Source organism: uncultured Fibrobacter sp., assembly GCF_947305105.1.
Taxonomy (GTDB): Bacteria; Fibrobacterota; Fibrobacteria; order Fibrobacterales; family Fibrobacteraceae; genus Fibrobacter.
Window position 1 is genome coordinate 92040 of the sequence record NZ_CAMZCS010000002.1, and the last position, 24034, is coordinate 116073.

General features: G+C 52.1%; 14 protein-coding genes. 6 read left to right on the forward strand and 8 right to left on the reverse strand.

From position 1 onward, the window contains the following. Positions 1–16 precede the first annotated feature (16 nt). From Q0Y46_RS01800 to Q0Y46_RS01810, 3 genes are all read left to right on the forward strand, one after another. Positions 17–1549: an endo-1,4-beta-xylanase gene (locus Q0Y46_RS01800; RefSeq protein WP_295681954.1), complete on the forward strand. Its 1533-nt coding sequence runs from the start codon at positions 17–19 to the stop codon at positions 1547–1549. Between the two features lie 114 nt (positions 1550–1663). Continuing rightward, positions 1664–2512: a hypothetical protein gene (locus tag Q0Y46_RS01805; protein WP_297944192.1), complete on the forward strand. Its 849-nt coding sequence runs from the start codon at positions 1664–1666 to the stop codon at positions 2510–2512. A 96-nt stretch (positions 2513–2608) separates the two neighbouring features. Continuing rightward, a complete protein-coding gene (locus Q0Y46_RS01810; protein WP_297944195.1) occupies positions 2609–4282 on the forward strand; it encodes an NAD(P)H-hydrate dehydratase in 1674 nt (557 codons plus the stop codon). Here the strand turns inward: Q0Y46_RS01810 and Q0Y46_RS01815 are convergent, their stop codons facing one another. Next, positions 4283–4540 carry a hypothetical protein gene (locus tag Q0Y46_RS01815; protein WP_295681960.1) on the reverse strand — a complete coding sequence of 86 codons (258 nt, stop codon included), beginning with the start codon at positions 4538–4540 and terminating at the stop codon, positions 4283–4285. It lies immediately after the preceding gene. Positions 4541–4717: 177 nt separating this feature from the next. Between Q0Y46_RS01815 and polA the strand changes: the two genes are divergently transcribed. Both polA and Q0Y46_RS01825 read left to right on the forward strand, forming a co-directional pair. Continuing rightward, positions 4718–7564: a DNA polymerase I gene (polA, locus tag Q0Y46_RS01820; protein ID WP_297944198.1), complete on the forward strand. Its 2847-nt coding sequence runs from the start codon at positions 4718–4720 to the stop codon at positions 7562–7564. Between the two features lie 188 nt (positions 7565–7752). Continuing rightward, positions 7753–9873, forward strand: coding sequence for a glycoside hydrolase family 5 protein (locus tag Q0Y46_RS01825; protein ID WP_297944201.1), 2121 nt, complete (start codon positions 7753–7755; stop codon positions 9871–9873). 64 nt (positions 9874–9937) lie between these two features. Here Q0Y46_RS01825 and Q0Y46_RS01830 read toward each other — a convergent pair whose 3' ends face one another. The 5 genes from Q0Y46_RS01830 to Q0Y46_RS01850 all read right to left on the reverse strand — a co-directional run bounded on the left by Q0Y46_RS01830 (position 9938) and on the right by Q0Y46_RS01850 (position 18851). Beyond that, positions 9938–12286 (reverse strand): hypothetical protein, encoded by a 2349-nt coding sequence (locus tag Q0Y46_RS01830; protein WP_297944204.1) that lies wholly within the window; start codon positions 12284–12286, stop codon positions 9938–9940. Position 12287: 1 nt separating this feature from the next. Then, the gene (locus tag Q0Y46_RS01835; protein WP_297944206.1) at positions 12288–13121 is read right to left on the reverse strand and encodes a TIGR02147 family protein; all 834 of its coding nucleotides are present in this window, start codon (positions 13119–13121) and stop codon (positions 12288–12290) included. Between the two features lie 196 nt (positions 13122–13317). Further along, positions 13318–15630 carry an NADP-dependent malic enzyme gene (locus Q0Y46_RS01840; protein ID WP_297944209.1) on the reverse strand — a complete coding sequence of 771 codons (2313 nt, stop codon included), beginning with the start codon at positions 15628–15630 and terminating at the stop codon, positions 13318–13320. An 82-nt stretch (positions 15631–15712) separates the two neighbouring features. Next, positions 15713–17782, reverse strand: a complete 2070-nt coding sequence (locus Q0Y46_RS01845; RefSeq protein ID WP_297944212.1) for a M6 family metalloprotease domain-containing protein — start codon at positions 17780–17782, stop codon at positions 15713–15715. A 127-nt stretch (positions 17783–17909) separates the two neighbouring features. Then, positions 17910–18851 carry an aldolase catalytic domain-containing protein gene (locus Q0Y46_RS01850; protein ID WP_295683509.1) on the reverse strand — a complete coding sequence of 314 codons (942 nt, stop codon included), beginning with the start codon at positions 18849–18851 and terminating at the stop codon, positions 17910–17912. Positions 18852–19338: 487 nt separating this feature from the next. Between Q0Y46_RS01850 and Q0Y46_RS01855 the strand changes: the two genes are divergently transcribed. Next, complete coding sequence (locus tag Q0Y46_RS01855; RefSeq protein ID WP_295683513.1) at positions 19339–21540, forward strand: glycoside hydrolase family 9 protein; 2202 nt, start codon at positions 19339–19341, stop codon at positions 21538–21540. Between the two features lie 31 nt (positions 21541–21571). Here the strand turns inward: Q0Y46_RS01855 and Q0Y46_RS01860 are convergent, their stop codons facing one another. After that, positions 21572–23032, reverse strand: a complete 1461-nt coding sequence (locus Q0Y46_RS01860; RefSeq protein WP_295683515.1) for a pitrilysin family protein — start codon at positions 23030–23032, stop codon at positions 21572–21574. Positions 23033–23131: 99 nt separating this feature from the next. Then, a complete protein-coding gene (locus tag Q0Y46_RS01865; RefSeq protein WP_295683518.1) occupies positions 23132–23968 on the reverse strand; it encodes an aldo/keto reductase in 837 nt (278 codons plus the stop codon). Positions 23969–24034 lie beyond the last annotated feature (66 nt).

Here is a 24034-nt window from a genome sequence, read left to right on the forward strand (position 1 = left end):
AATGAGGTTAAGGAAAATGAAGGTAACTCAATTTACGCATAGGGTGGTGCTCGTTGCCGCTTTAATTGGCATTGGCGCCTCAGTCGCCGGTGCTCAGGAAACTTTACGTAGCTTGGCCGAAGAACGTGGCCGCTACATTGGCGCAATCCTCAATTCTCAATGGTTTAGCGGTGGATTGCCAGCCGATTACGAAAAAATTCACAAAACAGAGTTCAATGCAGTCGTCGCTGAAAACGAGATGAAGTTTGATGCTACCGAAGGTAGCCAAGGACGATTCAGTTATGGTAATGGCGACAAGATGGTCAACTACGCCAAGCAGAACAACATGTATGCTCGTGGTCATGCTCTTGCATGGCACAGTCAGGTTCCGGGCTGGGTGAACAGCCACCGCAATAAACAGGAACTTCTTGGTATCCTCAAAAACCATATTAACAAGGTTGTGGGGCACTGGAAGGGTGATATCAAGGAATGGGATGTTGTGAACGAGGCCGTGAACGACAACAATACTCACGGCTGGCGTAGCCAGGGTTCCGTCTGGTTCGAAACCATCGGTGCCGAGTTCCTGGATTCCGCCTTCGTCTGGGCTCACGCTGCCGACCCGGATGCAGAACTCTGCTATAACGACTATGCCATTGAACAGGGAATTGGCCCCGGTTCCAAGGCCGGGTTCGTTCTCGATCAGGTGAAGCGCTGGGTCAAGGATGGCATTCCTATCACTTGCGTGGGTTCCCAGACTCACGTCGAAGATGTCACGACGGCCAAGGAATTTATCGGCGCTCCTGATAGCCTCCGCCATTTTGCTCAGGAACTCGCAAAGCTCGGCATCAAGCTGAACATCACCGAACTGGATGTCGGTTTCAAGAGCGGTCGTAGCGTCAGTGCCGAAGATCTTGCCCGTCAGGGTCAGGTCTACCGCCAGTTCATGGACGTGTTCCTCGAAGAACCGAACATGGGCGTGTACCTGATTTGGGGTATCTCCGACAAGTGGAGCTGGCTAAGCCAGTTGAACAGGCAGAAAGGCCTTATCTATGATGAAAACCTGAAGAAGAAGCCCGCTTACGATAGTATCGTCGCTAGCTTCAAGGCCCACCCGCCTGAGACGGTGAAGAGCCCGTACAAGGACAGCTTTGTCCCGGATACGACCAAGAAGGATTCCTCTGCAACAACCGATAGTACGCAGAAGGCGGATTCCACGAAGACGGCCGATTCCACCAAGACCACGACTCCGGGCGATTCCTCGCAGGTCGTCGCTACTCCGGGTGATTCCTCTAAGGTCACGGCTCCGGCGGATTCGACGAAGGTGGGCGATGATACTCCCATTCAGGTGCGCAGGGCGAATGTCCCGCTGGGTATGAGCCTTTCTGGCCGTATGCTCAGCGTTACTGCAAGGGGTGCAACTGTCGAGGTGTTCAACTTGCAAGGCCGTCCAGTGTTTAACGGCAAGGCGGTTGATGGTTCTGTTAACCTCACCAGCATGAACAGCGGACTCTATGTGGTGCGCGTGAAGTCGGGTTCCAGCAGCCTCGTCCGCCGCGTCGTCCTCAAGTAAAATTGTTGATAAATTTGGACAAAAGAGGATTCCCCTAGATTTGGGGAGTCCTTTTTTTGTGTTTTGGGTATATATTAATAAGGGGAGAAATTGTTGTTGAATTTGGAGAAACTTATGCCTGCCCGAATGTGCTATCGTAACATTGTCTTATGTATCGCGTTCGTCTTTTGGGCGGCTTGCAACAACGATTCAAGCAGTAATACCGCTGTTGAAATCAGTGCGCCCGACGAAGTTTCGTCTAGTACCGAGGTTGTGACTGAAATATCGAGCAGCTCCGTATCAAGTAGCTCCACAGCTCAAGAAATCTCGAGTAGTTCTAAAATTCAGGAAGATTCCGTCTCCATCGGCATTTCGAGTAGTTCAAAAAATCAGGAATCATCCTCTTCCAGTGTGGCTTCGAGCAGTTCCAAAATTTCTAGTTCCTCTGGAGTAAATGCTGATTATCCCTATACATTATGGCGCCAACCTTCGGTTCATTGCTGGGATACGACGTACATGAATCAAATATCTTGCTCATCATTCCGTCCAGAACCGCAAATGGATAAATCGGACATTTCGGCCTCCCTGGGTCCTGGTGGTATGACAATGCCCTCGTATTGTATGCAGAGATTCATATCTGTATATGTGTGTGAAAATGGAATGAAATATCCCACGAACATGTTTTCCCTGATTGGCGACACCATTGTACAGTGTTCGTTTGACAATTTGGATGGTAGATGTATACCTGCGGAAGTCGCTTGTGCAAAAAAGATTGAAGATGCAGAGGCGAGTACGGAATACCCTTACATGTTGAAAAAGGATTTGACAGTCAACTGTAAGGAAATGTACAAGATGAAACTGGAAAAGGACCGTATTCCATACGGAACTGATTTTGGTGGTTATGAATGGGTAAGGTGTACTTCGTACTATCTGTGTGAAGACGGGAATAGCTATGAATATGAAGATATGCTTCAGGAGGAATAAGGCATCTGCACGCATAGAGCGACCGAGGAATAGTTGAAAGCGCGAATTTTCAGGAAAGGGGCCCGCGAGGGTTCCTTTTTTATATAGATTAGTGGCATGAAACTCTTGGAACAATTCGATTACCGTGAACTCCCGCCTGTACTTTCCACCGATGCGATGCGTGCGCTTGATGCTGCAACGAAAGAAGAAATGGCGCGTGATGCTGGGGACGGCTCTACGGCTGTCGATGCGGGCTATTGCCTCATGAAGCAGGCGGGTGCTGCGCTTTACCGGCATGTCGTGGATGTTCTGGAAAATATGGATGGCGCGCCCGGGCAGGGGGCGCCGCGCAAGGCGGTTGCGGTTTTTGTAGGCGGGGGCAATAATGGGGGCGATGGGCTAGTGTTCGCGAAGCTGCTGATTGAAGCGGGAATCCCATGCACCGTGTATTCGCTTGCCGCCGCCGAAAAGTTCAAGAACGAAGCGAAGTTGGCTCTGGATGATTTTGTACTGGCGGGCGGAAGGCTTGCCGCCTATGCACCGGCTGGAACGGGTGCGCATTTCTCGCTGGTCGTGGATTGCATGCTCGGAAATGGCGCCTCCGGTGAATTGCGGGAATTGTATGCGGCCGCAGTCCGCGACATCGGGGACTGGAACGTTCCGGTTGTCGCGGCAGACGCCCCCACCGGTTATGACTCTCGCGAGCATTTGCGCCGAGAACCCTGTATCAACGCCGTGGAAACGGTGTTGTTCGGGTTCCCCCGGCTTGACGCGTATATTCGCGAAGGGGGGAAGTTTTTTGGCCGGCCCATTGTCGCTCCGCTTGCTTACCCAGATTCCCTTGTCTGCAAATTCGACGAAAAAATTTATTTGGCGACAGAATCCCTGATACCCCAATTGTTGCCGAAACGGGACGAATGGGGTGACAAACGCGAGCAGGGCTGCGCCATGATTGTCGCGGGTTCGGGGAACATGCCGGGTGCCGCAGTGCTTTGTACACGGGCTGCGCTCCGTAGTGGCGTTGGCCTTGTAACGCTTGCCAGCCCAGAAGCGGTCATGCCCGTGTTGCAGGCGAAACTTTCGGAACCCGTTTTCTGTAACTTACAAGACATGGCTGGCCAGGATGCCGACTCTGTCGATGACCGAGCAATGGCGCTTGCTCCGGCACATATTCCGCAGATTCTTGAGAAGGCAAAACATTGTCAGGCTCTAGCCATCGGGCCGGGGTTATCTGGTGCTGAATGTACTCGTGATGCTGTCCTTGAACTTCTCCCGCAAATCAAATGCCCGATGGTCATCGATGCCGATGCATTGAACGCGATAGCCTCTCTCAACAAGACCGTTGCAAGTACCACGTCGGGAGCGGCATCGTTTTTGCGTGGGATTACAATTCTGGGTGTCCTTACGCCGCACCGTCGGGAATGCGAAAGGCTTTTCGGCCCCCTTCCTGCAAGCAGCATTGATTTTCCGGCCCACTTACGCAATATTGCCCAGATTACGAATAAAGTCTTGCTCCTGAAGGGGGCGCCGACATTCGTCGCCATTCCCGACGGGCGTGTCTACGTGGTGCCGGCCTGTAATTCGGGCCTTGCCAAGGGCGGTTCCGGCGACGTGCTTACGGGTATTATCGTGGCTCTGCTTTCGCAGGGGCTGGCTCCTCTAGAAGCGGCTGTGTTGGGGGCATTGCTCCATCAAAAGGCAGGAAAAATAACCCGAGATGAACTCGGCCCGTATTCAATGCTCCCTGGAGATATTGTCAAAAAGATTTCTAGGGCGTTTGTCGTCCCTTGATCATTTTCTGGGAAGCCAAGCCCAGTCATCCAAGTCGCTGTCGTATTGGCAAGTGACTGTTTCCCCTGAGGCTTCAATGTAGACGGTTGTTTCGCTTTCGGAAACGTCGCAGCTGAACATGTACAGGTCTATGTCTTTAGCGACATGGTATTCGTTGTTGGACTGTGCGCCTGCTACCTTGGATGTTTCATTGCCGCAAGTAACGAAAGAAGTCGCTACAAGAAAAAGAGCAAGGGGTAGTATAATTCGTTTTTTCATCCTATCCTCATTTCACCACGGCATAATTTAAAATTTCGCGTGACGAAAGTCACATTTGTAACATGAAAAAAAGAATTAAAAGCATAAAAACACAACAATGTAAATGTTTATAAACAAAAGAATGACCTTTTGAGGGGTTTAAAGGTAAAGTTCTCTAAATAAAGGCTTCTGACACGCATGTTTTTCTACATTCAGGACATGCCCGAAAAGACACTACTTTTGCTCGACTCCTACGCGCTCGCGTTCCGCATGTTCTACGCTTACTCGCAAAACCCGCTCAAGAACAGCCAGGGTGAAGAGGTTTCGATGATGCACGGTTACTGGGGTGCCGTCCTCCGTATCCTTGCGAAGCACAAGCCGACGCATTTTGCGATTGCGCGCGACGTAGCGCACACGAAGACTTTCAGGCACGAACTTTATCCCGACTACAAGGCAAATCGTGGACCCATGCCCGAAGAGATGGCGGCACAGATGCCGCTGTTGGGCGAAAGCCTTGAAGCAAGCGGAATCCCGTTGCTCTCGGAGCCGGGTTACGAGGCGGACGACGTGATGGCGAGTACCGCAACTGCCGCTGTCGAGGCGGGCTTTGACCATGTGGTGATTCTCAGTAAGGACAAGGACATGTCGCAAATCGTAAGCGACAAAATCCACCTTTTCCACTTGACGAAGGGTGCCGACGGTATTGATTTTGGCCCGGAACAAGTGCTTGAAAAATACGGGCTCCCGCCGGAGAAAATCCGCGACTACTTGGCTCTTATGGGGGACGCAAGCGACAACGTTCCCGGTGTGCCGAAGGTGGGCCCCAAGACGGCTATCCAGTTGCTGAACGATTACGGCGACATGGACAATTTGTACGCAAACTTGGACAAGATTACAAAGAAAGGTTTGCATGACAACTTGGCGAACAACCGCGAGAAGGCTTTTTTGAGCCGAGAACTGGTGACGCTCCAGACCAAACGCGCTTTTAGCGGGAATTTAGATGCTCTTGAATACAACGGCCTGCATGTGGATACGCTTGCTGCGATGTTCAAGGACCATGAAATCAACAGCTTGCTGCGATTGCTTGAAAATATCCCGAGCAAGACGGGATTCGTGCGTGAAGGTGCCGACGGCCCTTCGGCAAGCTCAGGGACCTTCGGCAATCAGTTCACTTCGGCCAGTTACCCTGTCGATGAACTGCCGACCTACGTATGCGTCGACAACGATAAGGCTTTTGAACAGATGAAGGCGGAATTTGCCGCATCTTCTATTGTGGGCGTTGATACCGAGACGGACGGTCTTGATCCGATGCAATGTAATTTGGTGGGGCTGTGCCTTGCCGCTGCCGATGACAATGGCAAGGTGGCGAAGGGTTACTACATCCCGCTTGGACATTCCGACGAAATCGGCTTCCCGCTTCCGGTCGGGAAGAACGGTAATTTCGACTTCAACAAGGCGAAGGATTGGTTCAGAGATTTAATTCAATCACCGCGCGAACTTGTGTTCCACAACGCCAAATTTGACTTGCATGTGCTCGCTCGCGCTTTCAAGATTCCGCAGTCCGACATCGACAAGGCGAACATCATCGACACGCTCATTGCCGCATGGATGCTTTCGCCGGGACAGTCTGGGCTAGGGCTCGACAACCAGGTGATGCAACGCTTGCAGCACGAGATGATTCCGATCGAAAATCTCATCGGGCGTGGCAAGAACCAGATTACGTTCAACCGCACGCCTATCAAGGATGCGACGGAATATGGCGCCGAAGATGCCGTCTATACACTACGCCTGTGGGATCCGCTCAAGAAGGACCTCGAAAAGTTTGACTATGTGAAGTATTTCTTTGAACAAGAAATGCCTCTGTTGAAAGTCCTCTACCAGATGGAAACGGTCGGTGTCGCTATCGATGTGCCTGCCCTCAAGACGCTGGAACAGGAATTGCAACACCGCATTGAAAAACTGGAAAAAGAAATCTGCGACATGGCGGGTTTCGAGTTCAACATCGGTTCTCCCAAGCAACTCGGCGAAGTACTTTTCGATACGCTTGGCCTCCCCGAAATCAAGAAGAGGAGTACCGATGCGGTCGTACTCGAGGAACTCAGCTACAAGGCCCCGCATCCGATAGTATTCTCTGTCATTGAGTACCGCGAACTCAAGAAGATGCAAAGCACCTACATTACGGTGCTCCCGATGCTGGTGAATCCGGAAACCAAGCGCATTCACACGAGCTTTATCCAGTGGGGTACCGCGACGGGCCGCCTCTCCAGCCGCGATCCGAACTTGCAGAACATTCCCGTGCGCAGCGACTTGGGCAAGAAAATCCGCGCTTCGTTTGTTCCGCAGGGCAAAGACAATGTGATCCTTGCGGTGGACTACTCGCAGATCGAGCTCCGCATGCTTGCGCACCTGAGCGGAGATGCGGCACTTATCGAAAGTTACAAGGAAGGCATCGACATTCATGCCCGCACTGCTGCCGCCATTTATGGCGTGGACATCAAGGATGTCACGAGCGACATGCGTCGCGACGCGAAGGTGGTGAACTTTGGTGTGCTCTACGGCATGACGGCATTCCGTCTCTCTCGCGACCTGAAAATCCCGATGGGGCAGGCGAGGGATTTCATCGAGGGGTATTTCGGAATGTATCAAGGTGTGCAACAATACATCGAAGATATCAAGACTTCTGCCCACCGTGATGGCTATGTGGAAACCTTATCTGGTCGCCGCCGCTATATTGCGGGTATCGACAGTTCCGACCGTATGGAATCGCAGATGGCCGAACGCATGGCGGTGAACACGCCTGTGCAGGGCTCCGCCGCCGACCTCATCAAGATTGCGATGATCCGCATCCAGAAGCGTATCAACGACGAAAATCTCCCGCTCCGCATGATGTTGCAAGTCCACGACGAACTTGTTTTTGAATGCCCCCGCGACCAGGTGGATGCAATGGCCCAGATGGTGAAATCCGAGATGGAAGGGGCCATGCAGCTCAAGGTGCCGCTTGTGGCGAGCGTTGGTTTTGGCGAAAATTGGCTCGAAGCGCATTAAGCGTTCGATTCGCGCTTTGTAGGGATGCTCCTAGTGTGATTTATTTCACACTTTGGCCAGTAAAGCATTCTGTATGTAATAAATATGGATTTGCTGGGCCATTATCAGTTTAGATTTATGAATGGTGGTGAGATCCTTTGGGTGTGTCCCTATGGATGTTTTGGTATATAAATAAAAAAGGATCAACTATGAAATACAATCACGTCTCACGTTGTACGGTGATTTTGGCGTCCCTTGCCCTTGCGGTGTTTACACATGCGCAAAGTCTCCCGAAAGCCGTTGATATTTATCCCAAGATGGGCCTCGGCTACAACATCGGCAACACGATGGAAGTTCCGGGCAACCAAGGGGGTCCCACAGGATGGGGCAACCCGTTCCCGGATGCAGCCTATGTAAAGGCTATCAAGGACGCTGGTTTCAATACCGTCCGCATTCCGTGTGCATGGGATACCCATGCCTCCAATGGCACCATCAGCGCAGGCTGGCTTGACACAGTCAAGACGGTTGTCGATCTCGTGATTGGTAACGGCATGTACGCCATTTTGAACAGCCACTGGGATGGTGGCTGGCTCGAAGACCACGTGTTTGATGGCCGGGGCTTTGACAAGGGCGGCGAAACGACCGTTGTCGCGACAGAGATTGCGGCTAAGCAGGAAAACTACTGGAAGCAGATTGCGACCAAGTTTGCCGAATATGACGAACATTTGATTTTTGCATCCGCTAACGAGCCCGGTGTGAATGACCCGTGGAACGGCGGTGCCGACAACGGCCAGTGGGCATTCGACGACGCTCGCATGCGCGTGCTCAAGAGCTATCACGAAGCATGTCTCAAGGCTGTGCGCTCTACCGGCGGTAACAACGCCACCCGTATCGTGGTTGTGCAGGCTCCGCGTACCGAAATTGAAAAGGCCCCGCTCCTTTCTTCGATGTACCCCGAAGACCCGGCGGGCGCTGGCTACACCATGGCCGAAATCCACTTTTACCCTTACCAGTTCTCGCTCATGACCGGCGGTGACGAAGATTGGGGCAAAATGTTCTACTACTGGGAAGACAAGACTCCGGGCAACGACGCTGCGCACACTTGCTCCGGCACGGCGCTCGGTTCTAAAAGTTCCATCGATGAGCTGTTCGGCGGCCTCAAGACCCGTTTCTACGACAAGGGCATTCCGGTCGTGATTGGCGAGATGGGTGCGGTCAAGCGTCTCAATGCCCTTTCCGGCGATAACCTCAAAGCGCATCTCGAAGCGCGTTCTGCCTGGTACGGCTATACGGTCGCTTCGGCAAAGAAGAACGGTCTCGTTCCTTGCGTATGGGATACCGGTGACGAAGGCGATGGCAACTTCACGATTATTCGCCGCCAGGTCAACAAGTTCGGTGGCAACGTGGGCGACATCGTCGATGTGGAAACCTTGAACGCCATGCGCGAGGCCTATGGCCAGGCGAGTGTTCCGGGCAACACCATTGATTCCACCGTCAAGGAAAGCGTCTCGACCGAAGACAAGGCGCTCCACATCATTTACAAGACTGTGCAGTCCGATACGAGCGAGGCGGGTACCATGCGCATCAATTTGAGTGATGCAGATTGGAGCCAGTATGTCGCCATTTCGTTTGATATGCGTGTCGACGGAGTGTCAGCCGGTCCGTGTACCGATGCGACCCGCGAAGGCTGCGGTACAGATGGTTGGGCCAGCGTGTCTGTGTTCAATATGTCCGGCGAATGGGCTTGGAAAGAAGTGAGCCTCGGAAATGTCTCGACCCTTACCACACTTGCGAACCATAAGATTGAATTTGGCGATGGCGAAGGTAAACTTGCGATTGTCGACATTACCAAGATGAATGCTATCGGTATCAATTTGTACGGAACGCAGTTCACTGGTGACATGTACCTCGACAACATGCTTCTCTGGAAGGCCGACGGCACTGCCGATACGTTACTGAACTTCAACAAGAGCAAACCCTCGCTGGATGGTATTGCCTCGGGTGAACTTATCCCAGCGAATGCCACAGGTGACTGGGGTGCAAGTTCCACGAGTGATAAGACCGGAATCTGCATGCCGCGTGTCGCAAAGGCTATGGGCCTTCGCCTGGATGTCGGTCAGGGCCTTGTTGCTGCGACCTTTTCAGCAAACCGTTCGGGTGCTGGCTCGGTGATACTTATGAACTCTATTGGCCAGGTGACTGCTCGCCAGGAATTCTCTGCGGTCAAGGGAATGAACCGCATTGAACTGCGCAGCAACTACCGCGGCCCCGCAATGCTTGTCGTAAAACAAGGCGGCCAGCAGTTTGTGCAGAAGGTGATACTGAAATAACTTTCCTCGAATTTGGGTGTGGAAAGTCCTCCGCGGTGATTGCCGTGGAGGACTTTTTCATAGACTAAAAATGGTATGTGGAAATCGTGCCGATATTTAGAACTACTTCCGTGTCTTCATGTGACTGCACTACAAACCTTATCGCCGATAAATGCTTTGCTGCGATTTCGCCGACGCTGCCCTCCAAATTTTCCGAAGGAATCTGCTCGGTCGGGAGAGCAAAATCGCTCCAGCGAACACACTTTTGCCATTCCGATTCAGGCAAAATAATATACGGATTGGCACCGAATACGGCATTTAGCGAATCGCTAACATCAAGTTCCACTGTTAGAGGAATTGTACTAAAATATTCAAAACACATGCCACCCCAATTCGAAACATCGACAGGAACATTGGCCAAGTTGAAACCTAAAATAACATAAGGGTCGTCCGTCATTACTTCGCGCAGCAATTCATCGCCCGTTGTCGTGTCGTTCTCCAATTCATCGCTTTTTTTCGCTTCCCGCTGCAAGGTTATACCGCGACATATACCGCAAGTTAGATCAGGGTGTTGTGCCAGTACTGATTCATATGGCAACGAGGATGAATCCAAGCGAGCACCTTCGATGGGTACTAGCCATGTCTGATATGGCGACATGGATGAATGGCCTCCTTTTGCAGAATCCGTTTCCACAAACCATTCGCCATCTTCGACAGCGTGCGAAGGCCAAATTCCCTTTGCATATCTAGCGGTACGGACTCGAGGAAATCCAATATTTCCCGTCATGAGGTCGCCTACACACGGTTTCGAGCCTTTGCCGTTGCTTATACAGATTGGCAAATCCGTATTGCTCTTAAACTCTCTGAATTGGCTTCCGATTGCACCAATCCCAAAACTGTAATCGCCCTCGTCTGCTTGAATTTTAAACCTTAAGCCGACCAATTGCAATGAAGCTTGACTTCCGACATACAACTTCCATTGATTTTCGTCTGCCGTGGAGTCGATCTCAAGTTGTTTGCTTTCTTTCAAAAATTGGGGTACATTTTCCACTCCGTCCGGCAAACGGAATTCATCCCAAGGAAGGCAAGTTTTCTCTATAGACGAAGACCTGGAAAGTTTTGCAGCAGGTAAGTTGTAATCCAATATTCTATGAAGCGAATCAGGCAAAACAAGTTCTACCGAAATATCCGTCTCTGAATAATATTCCACACAAATTCCCCGCCAGTTCCAAGCTTCAACATATGTCGGGTTCCCTGCAGAATCCTTGGCAAGATTAAAGCTGACGGCCACCGCAGGGGCTTTTTGTGATGTTCCTTGTTTCAAAGATGCCCTACCACAAAGCCCTTTGCAAGATTCTACAACGCCAACCAAAGAACTGTCTTCACCAAGCGAAACCGGCCAAGCGATAGACGATTCTCCACCACGGGCTGCATCTGTTTCTATGAACCATCGGCCGTCCTGTTCCATGGGCCTGTACGAGCTTTCCGACACTTCATCCTCTTTATAGAACGTATAAAGCAATGACTGGACATGGTCCTTATCTTTTAGCGGGGTCCATAGGCTTCCGTCGTCACCACTCAGCAAAAGCCAATTGGTGTAAATACTGGATGAGGAACTTGTTTCCGCCTGAGAACTGGATGAGAGATTCCTGTGAGCCGTTTTTAGCGGATCCTTCACCTTGGTCCCGACATGCCGGACATTGAATTTATATTCGCCGGAATCGGCCTGGATTCTAAATTTCAACCCGAGAAGTTGACTTGCTGCTTTTTCGCCAACAACCTCTTGCCAAGATTTAGGAAGCTCATTTGACTTGGTCGAAAGCGCGAACTCATCCCAACTAACACATTTCGTTATTTCGGATCCATCCTTTGATTTTGTCAAAGATGCAGATGGCAACTCGTCGCCAAGTTCATGTTCAAGCGAGTCCCCCAAATCAAGCACAATCAATGGATTCGCTTCTGACGTATATGTCATGCAAACGCCGCCCCAGCTCGATACATCGACAGGAACGGGTTCCCCACTTTCGTCTCTCGCGATTACAAAGCCCACCCCTGCATACGGGCTGCTGGTCATCGAGCCTTTTTTCAAGACGGCGGTTCCGCACAACCCCTGACACGAATCAATAACGGACGACAAGGAATCTGCTCCATCGGTCAATTGAGCGGGCCACGATATGTACGACGTGCCTCCTTTTTTTGCATCACTTTTGGCATCCCAGTACCAATGACCGTCGGCGACGGCGCCTTTAGGCAATCCTGCCACACTGGCTGTAAAATCGACTCGATAATCACCTCTCGACGGATCCCACAGGACGCTGCCGTCAGCTTGGACCGTATTCGGTTCAGTCGATGTCCCCGTAACGTTTTGGTCGTCCAGACAACCTGTAGCCGCGAGTGCAATGGCCCCGCATGTTATATAAAATTTTGTTCTCATCCTAATCCTCCTTATTGCCCGTAATTTCTTTCGAAAGCGGGAACAGTTGTAAATTCAACCTGTAAACTTGTGTGATATCGCCGCAAGCCTCTGCGATCGCAGTAATTCTTTTCCGGCACGCGTCAAGTTCCGCGACGATCTTTTCATACGCTTCGCGGTTGACGCCCATCGTGATGCCGGTAATGTTTCGTTCGCTTGCGCTGAAACGGTCCAACGAATCAATGGCCAGATTGCCCATTTCTCGGTGCATGGAGCGTATCGCGAGCGGGAGCCCTTCCTTGGAACCTTCGACAGACTTTTCGGTCTGCTCGTAAACGTTTTCCGCCGTCTGCCGGAGCAATCCGCTCCGTTCAAGGAACTGGAGCGATTTGCGGATTTCGATTGCCGAGACTTCCTGCGTGCACATCTTGGCGATTTTTCCCGGCATAGCGCCTGGCATCAAGGGGGCAAGTTCGCGGACGACCGGATTTTTCCAGCTGTCGTAATATTCAAAGGCGTCCTTGTCGATGATGTGGACCTTGTGCGCAACGGCGATGGACTGCATCACGTCCAGGAACTTTTTCTTTTGTGAATCCTTTTTGGCGTTGCCGAACTGGACCATCGCCTCGAAGTATGTTACTTCGTGACCGACAAGGCCAATCGACTTGGCCACGCGTTCCATAGTCGTCTTGCTTAAATTAGTCTTGCCTTCGCAAACCGTCTTGAGGTAGGAGGGCGAAACGAATCCCGCAATTTTCGCAAACTCTCGCCACGAAAAAGCAGAAGTCCTCTTGCGTTCTTCGTAGTAGTCGCTCAAAAAGGCGTGATAATCTTGATATTCAATTATCGGTTTCATGTTAATTAATATACGCTTTGAAAAATCAAAAGTCAATAGTTTATAGTACATTTTTCCTATTTTTGTCCATTTTTTGCAATTTTTTGTTAGTTGTAAAACGGATAATTTCTATTTATAGTACACTGTGTACTGTATGTAAAAACGGATGTGCTTGTGGCACATCCCTTTTCAAATAAGTTTCTAATCTTGTTGGCTACTAGTTTTTCCTGCGGCTCTTTTCCTCGTCCTTCTTCTCCTGCACAATCGCGTCGATGACGGCAGCGACGGTCAGGTTGAAGATGTCGTGCACGGAGGCATCGGAGTCGGTGAAGTGCACCGGCTTGTTCAGGCCCATCTGCACGGGACCGATGGATTCGCCCACGCCCATCTCGAGGAGCATCTTGCAAGTCGTATTTGCAGAGGAAAGGCACGGGAAGATGAGCGTGTTGACGGTCTGGCCCTTGAGCTTGTTGAAGGGGTACTTCGTGTCGCGCAGTTCCTTGTCGAGCGCCACGTTCACCTGCATTTCGCCATCGAGTACGTAGTCCGGGAACTGTTCGTGAATCATGCGCACCGCGTCGCGGGCCTTGTTGGCCGTACCGCGGGCCGCTTCCTTGTCGCTACCGAAGTTTGCATAGCTCAGCATCGCCATCACGGGCTCGTGTGCGAAGAAGCGGACGGCGTCGTGCGTGAGCTTCACGATGTCCACGAGCGTTTCGGCATCGGGATCGCGGTTCACGAGCGTATCGGCCAGGAAGAACGTTCCCTTGCGGGTGCTCAGAATGTGCATGGCGCCGAAGTGCTTGTATTCTTCGCGGATGCCGATGATATCCTTCGCGAGTTCGATGGTCTCGGAGTACTTGGAGTAACCGCCGGTAATGAGTGCGTCGGCGTCGCCTTCCTTCACCATCATCATGCCGAAGTGGTTCGGTTCGAACATGTCGTCGCGGGCTTCTTCGAACGTCACGCCGTTGCGGCCGTTCTCTTCGGCGTAAACAGCGGCGTACTTGCGGCGGCGTTCGAATTCTTCGGGCGAACGCGGGTTCACGATCTTGATGCCCGTGAGGTCGAGCTGTTCCTTGTTCGCCATCATCTGGATGCGTTCGGGGTTACCGAGCAGAATCGGATGCGCGATGCCTTCGATCTTGGCCTGCACGGCGGCCTTGAGCATGTTGAGGTTTCCGCCTTCGGCAAACACCACGCGCTTGGGGTTGCTGCGGGCGGTATCGCTGAACTGGCGGATAAGCTTGTTGTCGTAGCCCATCATGTCGCGGAGTTTGTCGTAGTAAGCGTCCCAGTCGGTAATCGGCTTGCGGGCCACTTCGCTTTCGATGGCGGCCTTTGCGACGGCAATGGAAACTTCCGTAAGGAGGCGCGGGTCCAAGGGCTTCGGAATCAAGTATTCCTTGCCGAAGGTAAAGCGCTGGGCGTTGTAGGCGATGTTCACCACATCGGGCACGGGCTGGTGGGCGAGGGCGGCAATCGCACGCACGGCGGCATGCTTCATGTGTTCGTTGATGCAGGTGGCGCGCACGTCCAAGGCACCGCGGAAGATGTAGGGGAAACCGATGACGTTGTTCACCTGGTTCGGGTAATCGCTGCGGCCCGTTGCAAAGATCAAGTCGCCGCGGCTCGCCATGGCTTCTTCGTAGCTGATTTCGGGAGTCGGGTTCGCGAGTGCGAAGACAATCGGCTGGTCGGCCATGCTGCGCACCATTTCACGCGTGAGGATGTTTCCCTTGGAAAGGCCCACGAATACGTCGGCACCCTTCATGGCGTCGGCGAGCGTTTCGATGTCGGTGCGGTCGGTCGCAAAGAAGGCCTTCGCTTCGGTAAGGCCCTTGCGGTCTTTGCGGATGACGCCCTTGCTGTCGCACATGACCAAGTTTTCCTTCTTGAGACCGAGCGACAGGTAGAGTCGCGTGCAGGCGCAAGCGGCTGCACCCGCACCGTTCACCACCATCTTCACGTTGCGGATGCTCTTGCCCGCGACTTCAATGGCGTTCAGTAGGCCGGCAGAAGAAATGATGGCCGTGCCGTGCTGGTCGTCGTGCATCACGGGAATGTCAAGTTCGGCCTTCAGCGTGTCTTCAATTTCGAAGCATTCCGGAGCCTTGATGTCTTCGAGGTTGATGCCGCCGAACGTCGGGGCGATACCCTTCACGATTTCGATGAACTTCTTCGGGTCTTTCTCGTTGATTTCGATGTCGAAGACATCGATGCCGGCGTAAATCTTGAACAGAAGTGCCTTGCCTTCCATCACCGGCTTGCCCGCAAGCGCGCCGATGTCGCCGAGGCCGAGCACCGCGGTACCGTTACTGATTACGGCGACCAGGTTTCCCTTGCCGGTGTATTCGTAAGCGAGGTTGTTGTCGCGTTCAATTTCGAGACAGGGTGCAGCCACGCCTGGAGTATAGGCGAGCCCTAGGTCGGTCTGGGTGCTGTGCGGCTTGGTCGGCACGATTTCGATTTTGCCGGGTTTCCCCATGGCGTGGTATTCGAGTGCCTTTTCTTTCAAATCCTTGCTCATCTTCCTCTCCTTATATTTCGCGCCCAAATTTAGAAATTTGGCCATGCGTTGTAAAGATGGCAGGATTCTTTAAAAAATGCGTCTATTTTGCGTTAATCCGCCTATTTGCGAGGATTTTGCCGTGAATGCTTACTTGGGCGAATAATGGCCCGTGCCGCAGGGACACTTTTAGCGGGGCGCGCATTTCTTCGGTGTCAAAACTGTAGGAGGCGAGTACGCAGCCGAGCGCATCGACAATGCGCACGTCCTTTCTCCCGAGGGCGAGTGTCTTGACGACGAGTTCCTGGCCCAGCACGAGAATGTCTGTCTGGAGTTGAATTGTGCCGTTCGGAGCGAAAAGGGTGGTGTCTTTCGATGCGTTCTTTGATGCCGAAGAACGGTGCCTTGTGGCCGAAGACGATGCGGAATTAGATGTCGTATGTGACGATGCCTTTTTGGAGGAGCTTGAACTGGTGCTGGGGTTCAAAGCAATCGCGGAACTTGAAACAGCTGCGGAGCTCAATGCTGCTGTGGAACTCAAAGCGACAGCAGAACTTGATTCGGGCTCAGGTTCTGGGCATTTTACTTCAATGCCGTCCTTTGTCGCAAAGCAGACCTTGTTTTCTCCTTCCTTGATGGCGTTATAGACGCCCACTTCTCCGAATTTGAAATCCTTGAATGTCTTGTTTTTGGACAAATTAAGTGCCGCTGTTATTCCATAGTGCTCTTTTTTCGAGTCTTGGTTTGGATAATATTCCCATGCTTTTTTGTCGTAGTCGATATGCCAAATGAGAATGCCCATGTCGGCTGTGTCGGCAACGGCCTTGTCCCACCCGATTCTTGGGCGGTATTCGATGACATAGTATTCGTCGTTGTTTTTGGGATTGGTCACGCTGTATGCCTTATTTGCGTCAATCATTTCCAACGCGTACAGGTCGACTGAAGGTTTTAAGTCGGGAATGGTCATCCAGCCCATGGATTCACGTTCGAATGCGCTGTATTTGGGTGGGCATCTTCCCATCTGATAGCTTCGGGATATTCCGTTGTACATTCCCTCTGCCATAATTTCGTATGGGCCGTAGGGTTCCGGGTCGTATTCGTCGGGAGTATAGAAGTCGGGCAATCCGAGAATATGGCTGAACTCGTGGATGAAAATACCAATGCCGTTGTGTCCAGATTTTATATAGGCCATGGGGTCCGACATTTCGGCAATGAGCAGATAACGGTCGAACTTGTATCCTCCGTAGTCGTTTCCCCAACTGTTTGTTGACGAATTGTGATTGCGGCTGCCCCACCAGCCTCCGGTGTAGCCGTTGTACATTTCGGGGTTTGTATATGTCGTATAGTAATACATGTGTCCCCAAAGATCCGATCCGGCTTCGGTTCCGGCGAGGACTACTCCAAGACCGTCGATATACTTGTCCCCGTCCTTGTCGTATTTGGATAAATCTCCCATTTCTTTTACAGCGGCGTCAATTGCGGCCTTGATGAACTTGCCTTCGCCATCGCCGTCGGCATCGCCGGCCTCGGTTGCCGGGAGGTTAATCTTTACTGGGTAAACATCGAATGTCGGGTTGAACAGGCTGTCCGACGAGACAAGGAAATAATCGTGGACACTTCCGTAATGCCCGTCTTCGGAAAATCCGACCTCGTTCAGGGAGCGCCTGTACCAGGACGTGTCACCGAAATTGCGGTCTGCTGTCGAAACTAGGAGAACCGGGAAACGGTTTTCTCCCTTCGTGAAAGTCAATGGTTTGGGGCGATAAAGGGCCTTGCGGTTTTCTTGAGCCTTGTGCTGGAAATTAGAAAGTAAATCCTTTTGCTCGGGGTAGCGGAATGTTTGGTTCTTGATGTGCTTGCCGATAATTTCGCGCTGGTTTAAACCTTTCAAGAACGATTTGTCACTGCTGGATCTTTTGTCGGCGTTGTGCGCCTTGCGCCCGGAAGCATTCGCGTTTGCGTCGGCATAGACGTAATCATTTGAGGAATCGCGCACCACGAGATAGCCGTCGATAGTCGTGGTATAATGGTTGTGCTCATCGCCGTATTGCAGAATGGTCAGGCAGTTCCCGTTTGATTGGGGAATGCATGTCGCCACCGGACTTGCGGGACGTGCCGCAGTCATGGCTGTTGCGCCCATAACGCACAGGAATGTCAGTTTAAGGAACCTCATGTCCTTAAAATACTTTAATATCTAAAAAATGAGCTTGGTGAAGTATGTAAAAGCGTTGTCTATTTCACAATAAAAGGCCACGATATGCTCGTGACCTTGGATTGTTTAATTTTTTTTATGAGTTTAATTAGTCATTCATCATGTGGTTGTAGAACTTGCGGTAGTGATCGCGGTCTTCCGTCTTGCGCACGGCGATGGCGTCTTGCGGATGGCGGTTGAGCATGCCCGTAATCATCTGCGGGATGATGTAGCCCCATTCGTACTTCTGCTGCAGCGGGAGGAAGAGTTCCTCGATTGCATCGAGAACCGGGCGCAAATCGTATTTCGGGTTCTTGAGGAAGCTGAGCAAAAGTTCGGTGGTGCAGTTGCCTGCGCCACGGCCCATGCCAGAAACAGAACCGTCGAGGTAATCCACGTGGTTGATGATTGCCTGGATGGTGTTGGAGAAGGCGAGCTGCTGGTTGTTGTGACCGTGGAAACCGAATTTCTTGTTTTTCACGATGCTCTTGTAACGGGCCAGTTCCTTGTCGATGTCTTCTTGATAGAATGCACCGAAACTGTCGACGAGGTAGAGCACGTCGGCCTTGCATTCTTCTTGCACCTGGTGGAGCGCTTCATCAAGTTCCGGGCCACGGTCGCGGCTCACGGCCATGATGTTGAGCGTTGTTTCGTAGCCCATGTCGTGGAAGGCGTTCACCATGCTGATACCCTTGTCGATGTTCTTCACGTAGCTTGCCACGCGGAACATCTGGTAGGGGCTTTCAGATGCGGGCTTCACAGCGTCCATGTTCACGCGGCCTACGTCGGCCATCACGGCCATCTTGATTTTGGAATCGATGCCGTCCTTCACTTTCCAGAGCAGGTCGTCTTCGCAGAATTTCCACGGGCCGTATTCCTTGGGGTCGAACAGTTCGGGGGAGTTCTTGTAACCCATTTCCATGTAGTCGATGCCGGCTGCTGAAAGGAGCGTGTATAATCTACGCACGAATTCAAGAGAAAAATCGTGTTTGTTGACGAGGCCGCCGTCGCGGATGGTGCAGTCGAGGACTTTGATGGTTTCGTAGTACATAGTGGCTATGAGGTCGCTTCGCTTTGAGGTATGGGCTCGCCGCAAGCGGCTTAGAGGTTAAGGTTTATTGTTGTGAAGACAAACATAGATTATTAAGGTGTGGACTGCAATGGGGAAAATGGAAACAATTGCTAAAAGTTGTATTTTCTACGCAAAATATGCGTATTTATTGGTGAAATTGTCCTAAATTTCAAAATATCTAGACTCTGTGATTGCCAGTTTGACCATGAACTCGAAGTTTTCGTGTAAATCACTCATAGTTTTACTACTCTTGAAGGTAAAACGGATTCTCTCAACTACTGTAATTGACGCTAAATATGCGTAGATTATTGCTATGCCTGTCCGGCCCCTTTTTTCGTGTCCCGGAATTTTATGGGTTCGTCCGTACAGTTTCGGTTGGCTCTTCTACAAAACATCATTCGTTGTCTTGGGTCACAAGAAAAAAGGTTTACATTTCTTTTGCCCACCAATAGTATAGATTATGGACATGCACAATAAAATTTCGTATTCCATAGTCCCTCTTTCGATTGCGTTGGCTGCTGCCAGTGCATGGTCCGAAGTTACTTTTTACTACAACCAGGTCGGTTACGATGCGGCTAAGCCTATCAGCATCATCCTTAAGAGCGATAATTCGCTTGACGGTGCCGAGTACAAGTTGATGTCTGGCGGGAATGCCGTCAAGACAGGCAAACTTTCTTCTGGAACCAACCCGGACAATTGGCTGAATAATGGCAAATTTTATGTGGCTGAATTGGAAAAAGGCGTCTCTGCTGGCTCCTACACATTGCAAGTAAGCGAGAACGGCCAGGCCAAGAATTCCGGTGAATTCAAGATAAGCGACAATGCTCTTTCCGATGCGACGCTCGCCTTGGTGCTCAATTATTTTTACAAGGATCGCGCTACCAACCCGGATATCGTGAAACTGGACGAGAAACTGCCTGTTTACAACAGTGGCGAGACTCGCGACGTCCATGGCGGATGGTATGATGCAAGTGGAGACGTGAGCAAGTACCTTTCTCACCTGTCTTACGCGAATTACTTGAATCCACAACAGATTCCTCTCACCGTTTGGGCGCTTGCCTTTACGGCAGAACGCATCCCAGAAAGACTCGGAAAGATTTCGACACAGGCAAAGACGGCTGACGAAGCTGTTTTCGGTGCCGATTTCTTGGTGCGTATGCTCGATGACAAAGGTTTCTTCTACATGACGGCCTTCGACAACTGGGGTTCCCCTTTGGGCAAACGTGAACTTTGCGCTTTCACTGGTTCCGACGGCGTCAAGAGTGCCGATTACCAGAGCGCTTTTCGCGAAGGGGGCGGCATGGCGATTGCAGCTCTCGCCCGTGCCTCGAAACTCGGCGTGAAGGGTGACTTTTCTAGCGAGAAGTATTTGGAAGCGGCCGAGAAGGCTTTTGAACACCTTTCCCAAAAGCAGAGTATTGGTGGTAGCTGCGAATACTGTGACGACCACAAGGAAAATATCATTGACGACTACACGGCTCTCCTTGCTGCGACGGAACTCTATGCCGCTTCGCAGAAAAAGGATTACCTGACTGCGGCCCGCAAGCGTGCAGAACACCTTGAAGGCCGTTTGAGCGACGATGGTTACTTCTGGAGCGACGACGATAAAAAGCGCCCCTTCTGGCATGCAAGTGATGCCGGCCTTCCGCTCATTGCACTGGTCCGCTATGCAGAAATCGAAAATACCATTACGAGGGAATCGGAATTGTCGACTTGGGACTGCTCAGATAGCGCCGGCCGCGGTTGTTTCAATCCTTCTCTTGTCGGCGCCCTAGATGCGATAAAGAAACATTACAACTGGCTTATCGAGGTTACGAACAAGGTTGATAATCCGTTTGGCTACGCTCGTCAGGCATACAAGGTGAACGAATCCATCAAGGACGGATTCTTTATCCCGCATCAGAACGAGAGCAATTATTGGTGGCAGGGCGAGAGCGCGCGTATTGCAAGCCTCGCTGCTGCGGCTATTTATGCGTTCGGCGCCTTGGACCTCGATGGTTCTGAAGCCGTAGACAAGTATGCAACCGACCAGCTTGACTGGATTTTGGGCAAGAACCCCTACAGCGTGTGCATGATGTATGGCAAGGGGCTCAAGAATCCGGACAAGTACGATGGCCAGTCCAAGTACGACGCTACGCTCGAAGGTGGCATCGCGAACGGCATTAGTGGCAAGAACCAGGACGGTTCAGGAATCGCATGGGTAGACGACGGTGTTGCTGCCGTGGGCTTTGATGCCGTGAAAGAAGCGTGGCAAGTGTGGCGTTGGACCGAACAATGGTTGCCGCACAGCACGTGGTTCTTGATGGCGCTTGCGACGCGCTACGATGAAAAGCCGGTTTCCATGCAGGCTCAATTGCCGCCAGTCGATACGACACGGGATACTTCCGTTAACGACTCTTCGAAAACCAAGCCCGGCGACGATGCCATCCCGGCTGTGGGGTTCATTGCACCGCAACTGAAGATTGCTCAGTACGGGCATACCCTGAATGTCGCTGTCACGGGGCGTTTCGATGGCATGATGGTGCGAGTATTCGATCTCAATGGCCGGCCGATTGTTGCTAAGGAACTCAGTGGTCATGAAACCTTGGTGCAATTGCCTGCCTCGCTCCACGGAGTTTACCTCGTGAAGGTAGGCAAGTTCGGAATCCGAAAGATTGTAATAAAGTAGCAGATGGGCCGCGGAAAGCGGCCCTTATTTTTTATTTCTTCTTGAGAAGCGTTCCCGTTACGGCCTTGTCGTGGTCGAACGTGGCGGCTGCGACCGACTGCACTTGCGATGCGGTCACCTTGTTCAGGTTGTCTGCCCAGTCGAGGAAAATGCGGTAGTCGCCGTACATCTCGTACCAGGCGAGCATCGTCGCGACGTTTTCCATGTCGGTGAGGCTGCGGACCAGGCCTGCGTAGGCATGGTTCTTTACGCGATGGAATTCGCGCTCGCTCACGGGGGTCACCTTCAGCTTTTCGAGTTCTTCCCAAACAATTTTTTCGACCTTGGCGACATCGGCATCGGGGCGCAGGTTTACGCGGACCGAGAATTCGGATATGTACTTGTTGGGGCTGTTGCTTGCGCTGGCGCTAACGGCGAGTTTTTCTTCTTCGACGAGCCTTTTGTACAGGCGGCCGGAGCGTCCGTTCAGGACGCCCTCGACGATGTCGAGCGCGTAAAGCGACGGGTCACCCACCTCGGGTGTCTTGAATACCAAATTGAACAGGTTCGGCGCATCGGGGCGCTTTACGGCAAGTCGCTTTTCGCCGGCCTGTTCCGGGTCGCGGATGGTGAGCGGCGGAAATTCCTCGCCGGCAGGAATCGAAGCGAAGTACTTCTTGACCAAATCCATCGTGGCTGTCGTGTCTAAGTCGCCAGCCAGCACGAGGATGGCGTTGCGCGGCTTGTAGTACTTGCGGTAATGCTCTTCGGCCATTTCGCGTGTCAGGTTGTCGATGTCGCTGGGCCAGCCGATGGTCGGCACGCGGTACGGGAATGCTTCGTAAATCAGGGAATTCAGGCTTTCGTAGTAACGGCCCGTCGGCTTGTCATCGTAGCGCATGCGGCGTTCCTCGCGCACGACGGAGCGTTCGGAATAGAACTCGCGGAGTACGGCGTTTTGCATGCGGTCGGCTTCGAGCCACATGAACAGTTCAATCTTGTTCTTGGGGAGCGTCACGATATAGGCTGTCATCAAGTCTGTGGTGAAGGCGTTGAGCCCGGTGCCGCCGGCGGCCTGGTAGGCTCCCCACAGTTCATCCTTCACGAAAATCTTGCGGTGCTCGTTCAGCACGGAATCGTGCTTTGCGGTGAGTTCGCGGACTTTGGCGGTATCTCCGGCCAGCTTGGCAGGGCGAATCAGCGCTTGTAGGCTGTCTTGTATGGCCATGAAGCGTTCGTCGGCAATGCTGTCCGAGACGCCGACCTTCTTGGTGCCCTTGAAGAGCTCGTGCTCCAGGATGTGCGCAAGGCCTGACTTGCCTGGGACTTCGTGTACCGAACCCGTCACGTAGAACAAGCGGCAGCTCACTGTGGGCGCCTGCTTGTTGGGGTGCAACAAAACCGTGAGCCCGTTGGGGAGAACTTCCTTGTGTACAGGGAGGTTTACCGCGGCCAACGCAAAGGCCGGAACAAGGGCTAAACCGAAAATCGTGCGGAAGAAATGACGTGTCATGGCAAACAAGATAGCACTTTTTCGCTCCACAAACAAAACCGGCCCCTGTCTAGGGCCGGTTTGCTAAGGATTTGGCTTGTCGCCGAGTTGTATTGAACCCTAGAGGTCCTTGATGGCGAGCAGTTTTCCCATGTCTTCAAGGTTGATTTCGAAATCCAGGTTCGCGTTTTGGCGAATGTGTTCTGGGCTTGCCGATTTGGGTATCGGCAAGAGGCCCAGTTGCAATACGAATCGGCTTGCTAGCTGGGGGACAGATACGCCGTATTTTTCCGCCATTGCGCAGATTTCGGGTATGCCTGCGAGGCGACCCGTGGCGTTTGGAGAATAGGCCTGCACCAAAATGCCGTTGGTGTGGCAGTATTCAATGAGTTCCGTCGGAACATGCCCGATATGCACGCGAATCTGGTTTACGGCGGGCATTATGCGGCAGCCTTCCATTATGTTGTCCAAGTCTTCAATTTCGAAATTGGACACTCCGATGGCGCGGAAACGCCCGGCAACGTAGGCTTCTTCCATGGCACGCCAGACTTCCAGATTCTCGCCATAGTATTCCCGCCCCTTGAAGGGGCTGTTCATCTCGCTCCAGGGCTTGGGCGCATGGATGAGCATGAGGTCTATATGCCGGCAGTCCAGTCGCACGAGCGATTCCAGAATGTTCTTCTCGGCTTCTTTGTATGACTTGACTTCGGCGGGAATTTTGGAAGAGACAAAAATGCTTTCGCGGTGAATGCCGGTGGCGGCAAGGCCCGCTCGGATGCCTTCTCCCACACCTTCCTCGTTTTCGTAGGCGATGGCGGTATCGATATTCCTGAAACCGGCGTCGATAGCCGCTGCAACGGCGGTTTTTGCCGTCCCGTTGGGGACTTGCCATGTCCCAAGCGCAACTTTCGGAATCCGCTGGTTGTTATTTAGTTTGTAGAACTCATCGAGAACCATGATCACCTCCCGTGAAAATGAATACGCCAGAGCGCATCTATTTTATTATAAACAAAAAAAGGCAAA

Bases quoted from the DNA above. Each gene is read 5' to 3' on its own strand.
- Q0Y46_RS01800 (WP_295681954.1), top strand. From the start codon at position 17: ATGAAGGTAACTCAATTTACGCATAGGGTGGTGCTCGTTGCCGCTTTA.
- Q0Y46_RS01805 (WP_297944192.1), top strand. From the start codon at position 1,664: ATGCCTGCCCGAATGTGCTATCGTAACATTGTCTTATGTATCGCGTTC.
- Q0Y46_RS01810 (WP_297944195.1), top strand. From the start codon at position 2,609: ATGAAACTCTTGGAACAATTCGATTACCGTGAACTCCCGCCTGTACTT.
- Q0Y46_RS01815 (WP_295681960.1), bottom strand. From the start codon at position 4,540: ATGAAAAAACGAATTATACTACCCCTTGCTCTTTTTCTTGTAGCGACT.
- polA (WP_297944198.1), top strand. From the start codon at position 4,718: ATGTTTTTCTACATTCAGGACATGCCCGAAAAGACACTACTTTTGCTC.
- Q0Y46_RS01825 (WP_297944201.1), top strand. From the start codon at position 7,753: ATGAAATACAATCACGTCTCACGTTGTACGGTGATTTTGGCGTCCCTT.
- Q0Y46_RS01830 (WP_297944204.1), bottom strand. From the start codon at position 12,286: ATGAGAACAAAATTTTATATAACATGCGGGGCCATTGCACTCGCGGCT.
- Q0Y46_RS01835 (WP_297944206.1), bottom strand. From the start codon at position 13,121: ATGAAACCGATAATTGAATATCAAGATTATCACGCCTTTTTGAGCGAC.
- Q0Y46_RS01840 (WP_297944209.1), bottom strand. From the start codon at position 15,630: ATGAGCAAGGATTTGAAAGAAAAGGCACTCGAATACCACGCCATGGGG.
- Q0Y46_RS01845 (WP_297944212.1), bottom strand. From the start codon at position 17,782: ATGAGGTTCCTTAAACTGACATTCCTGTGCGTTATGGGCGCAACAGCC.
- Q0Y46_RS01850 (WP_295683509.1), bottom strand. From the start codon at position 18,851: ATGTACTACGAAACCATCAAAGTCCTCGACTGCACCATCCGCGACGGC.
- Q0Y46_RS01855 (WP_295683513.1), top strand. From the start codon at position 19,339: ATGCACAATAAAATTTCGTATTCCATAGTCCCTCTTTCGATTGCGTTG.
- Q0Y46_RS01860 (WP_295683515.1), bottom strand. From the start codon at position 23,032: ATGACACGTCATTTCTTCCGCACGATTTTCGGTTTAGCCCTTGTTCCG.
- Q0Y46_RS01865 (WP_295683518.1), bottom strand. From the start codon at position 23,968: ATGGTTCTCGATGAGTTCTACAAACTAAATAACAACCAGCGGATTCCG.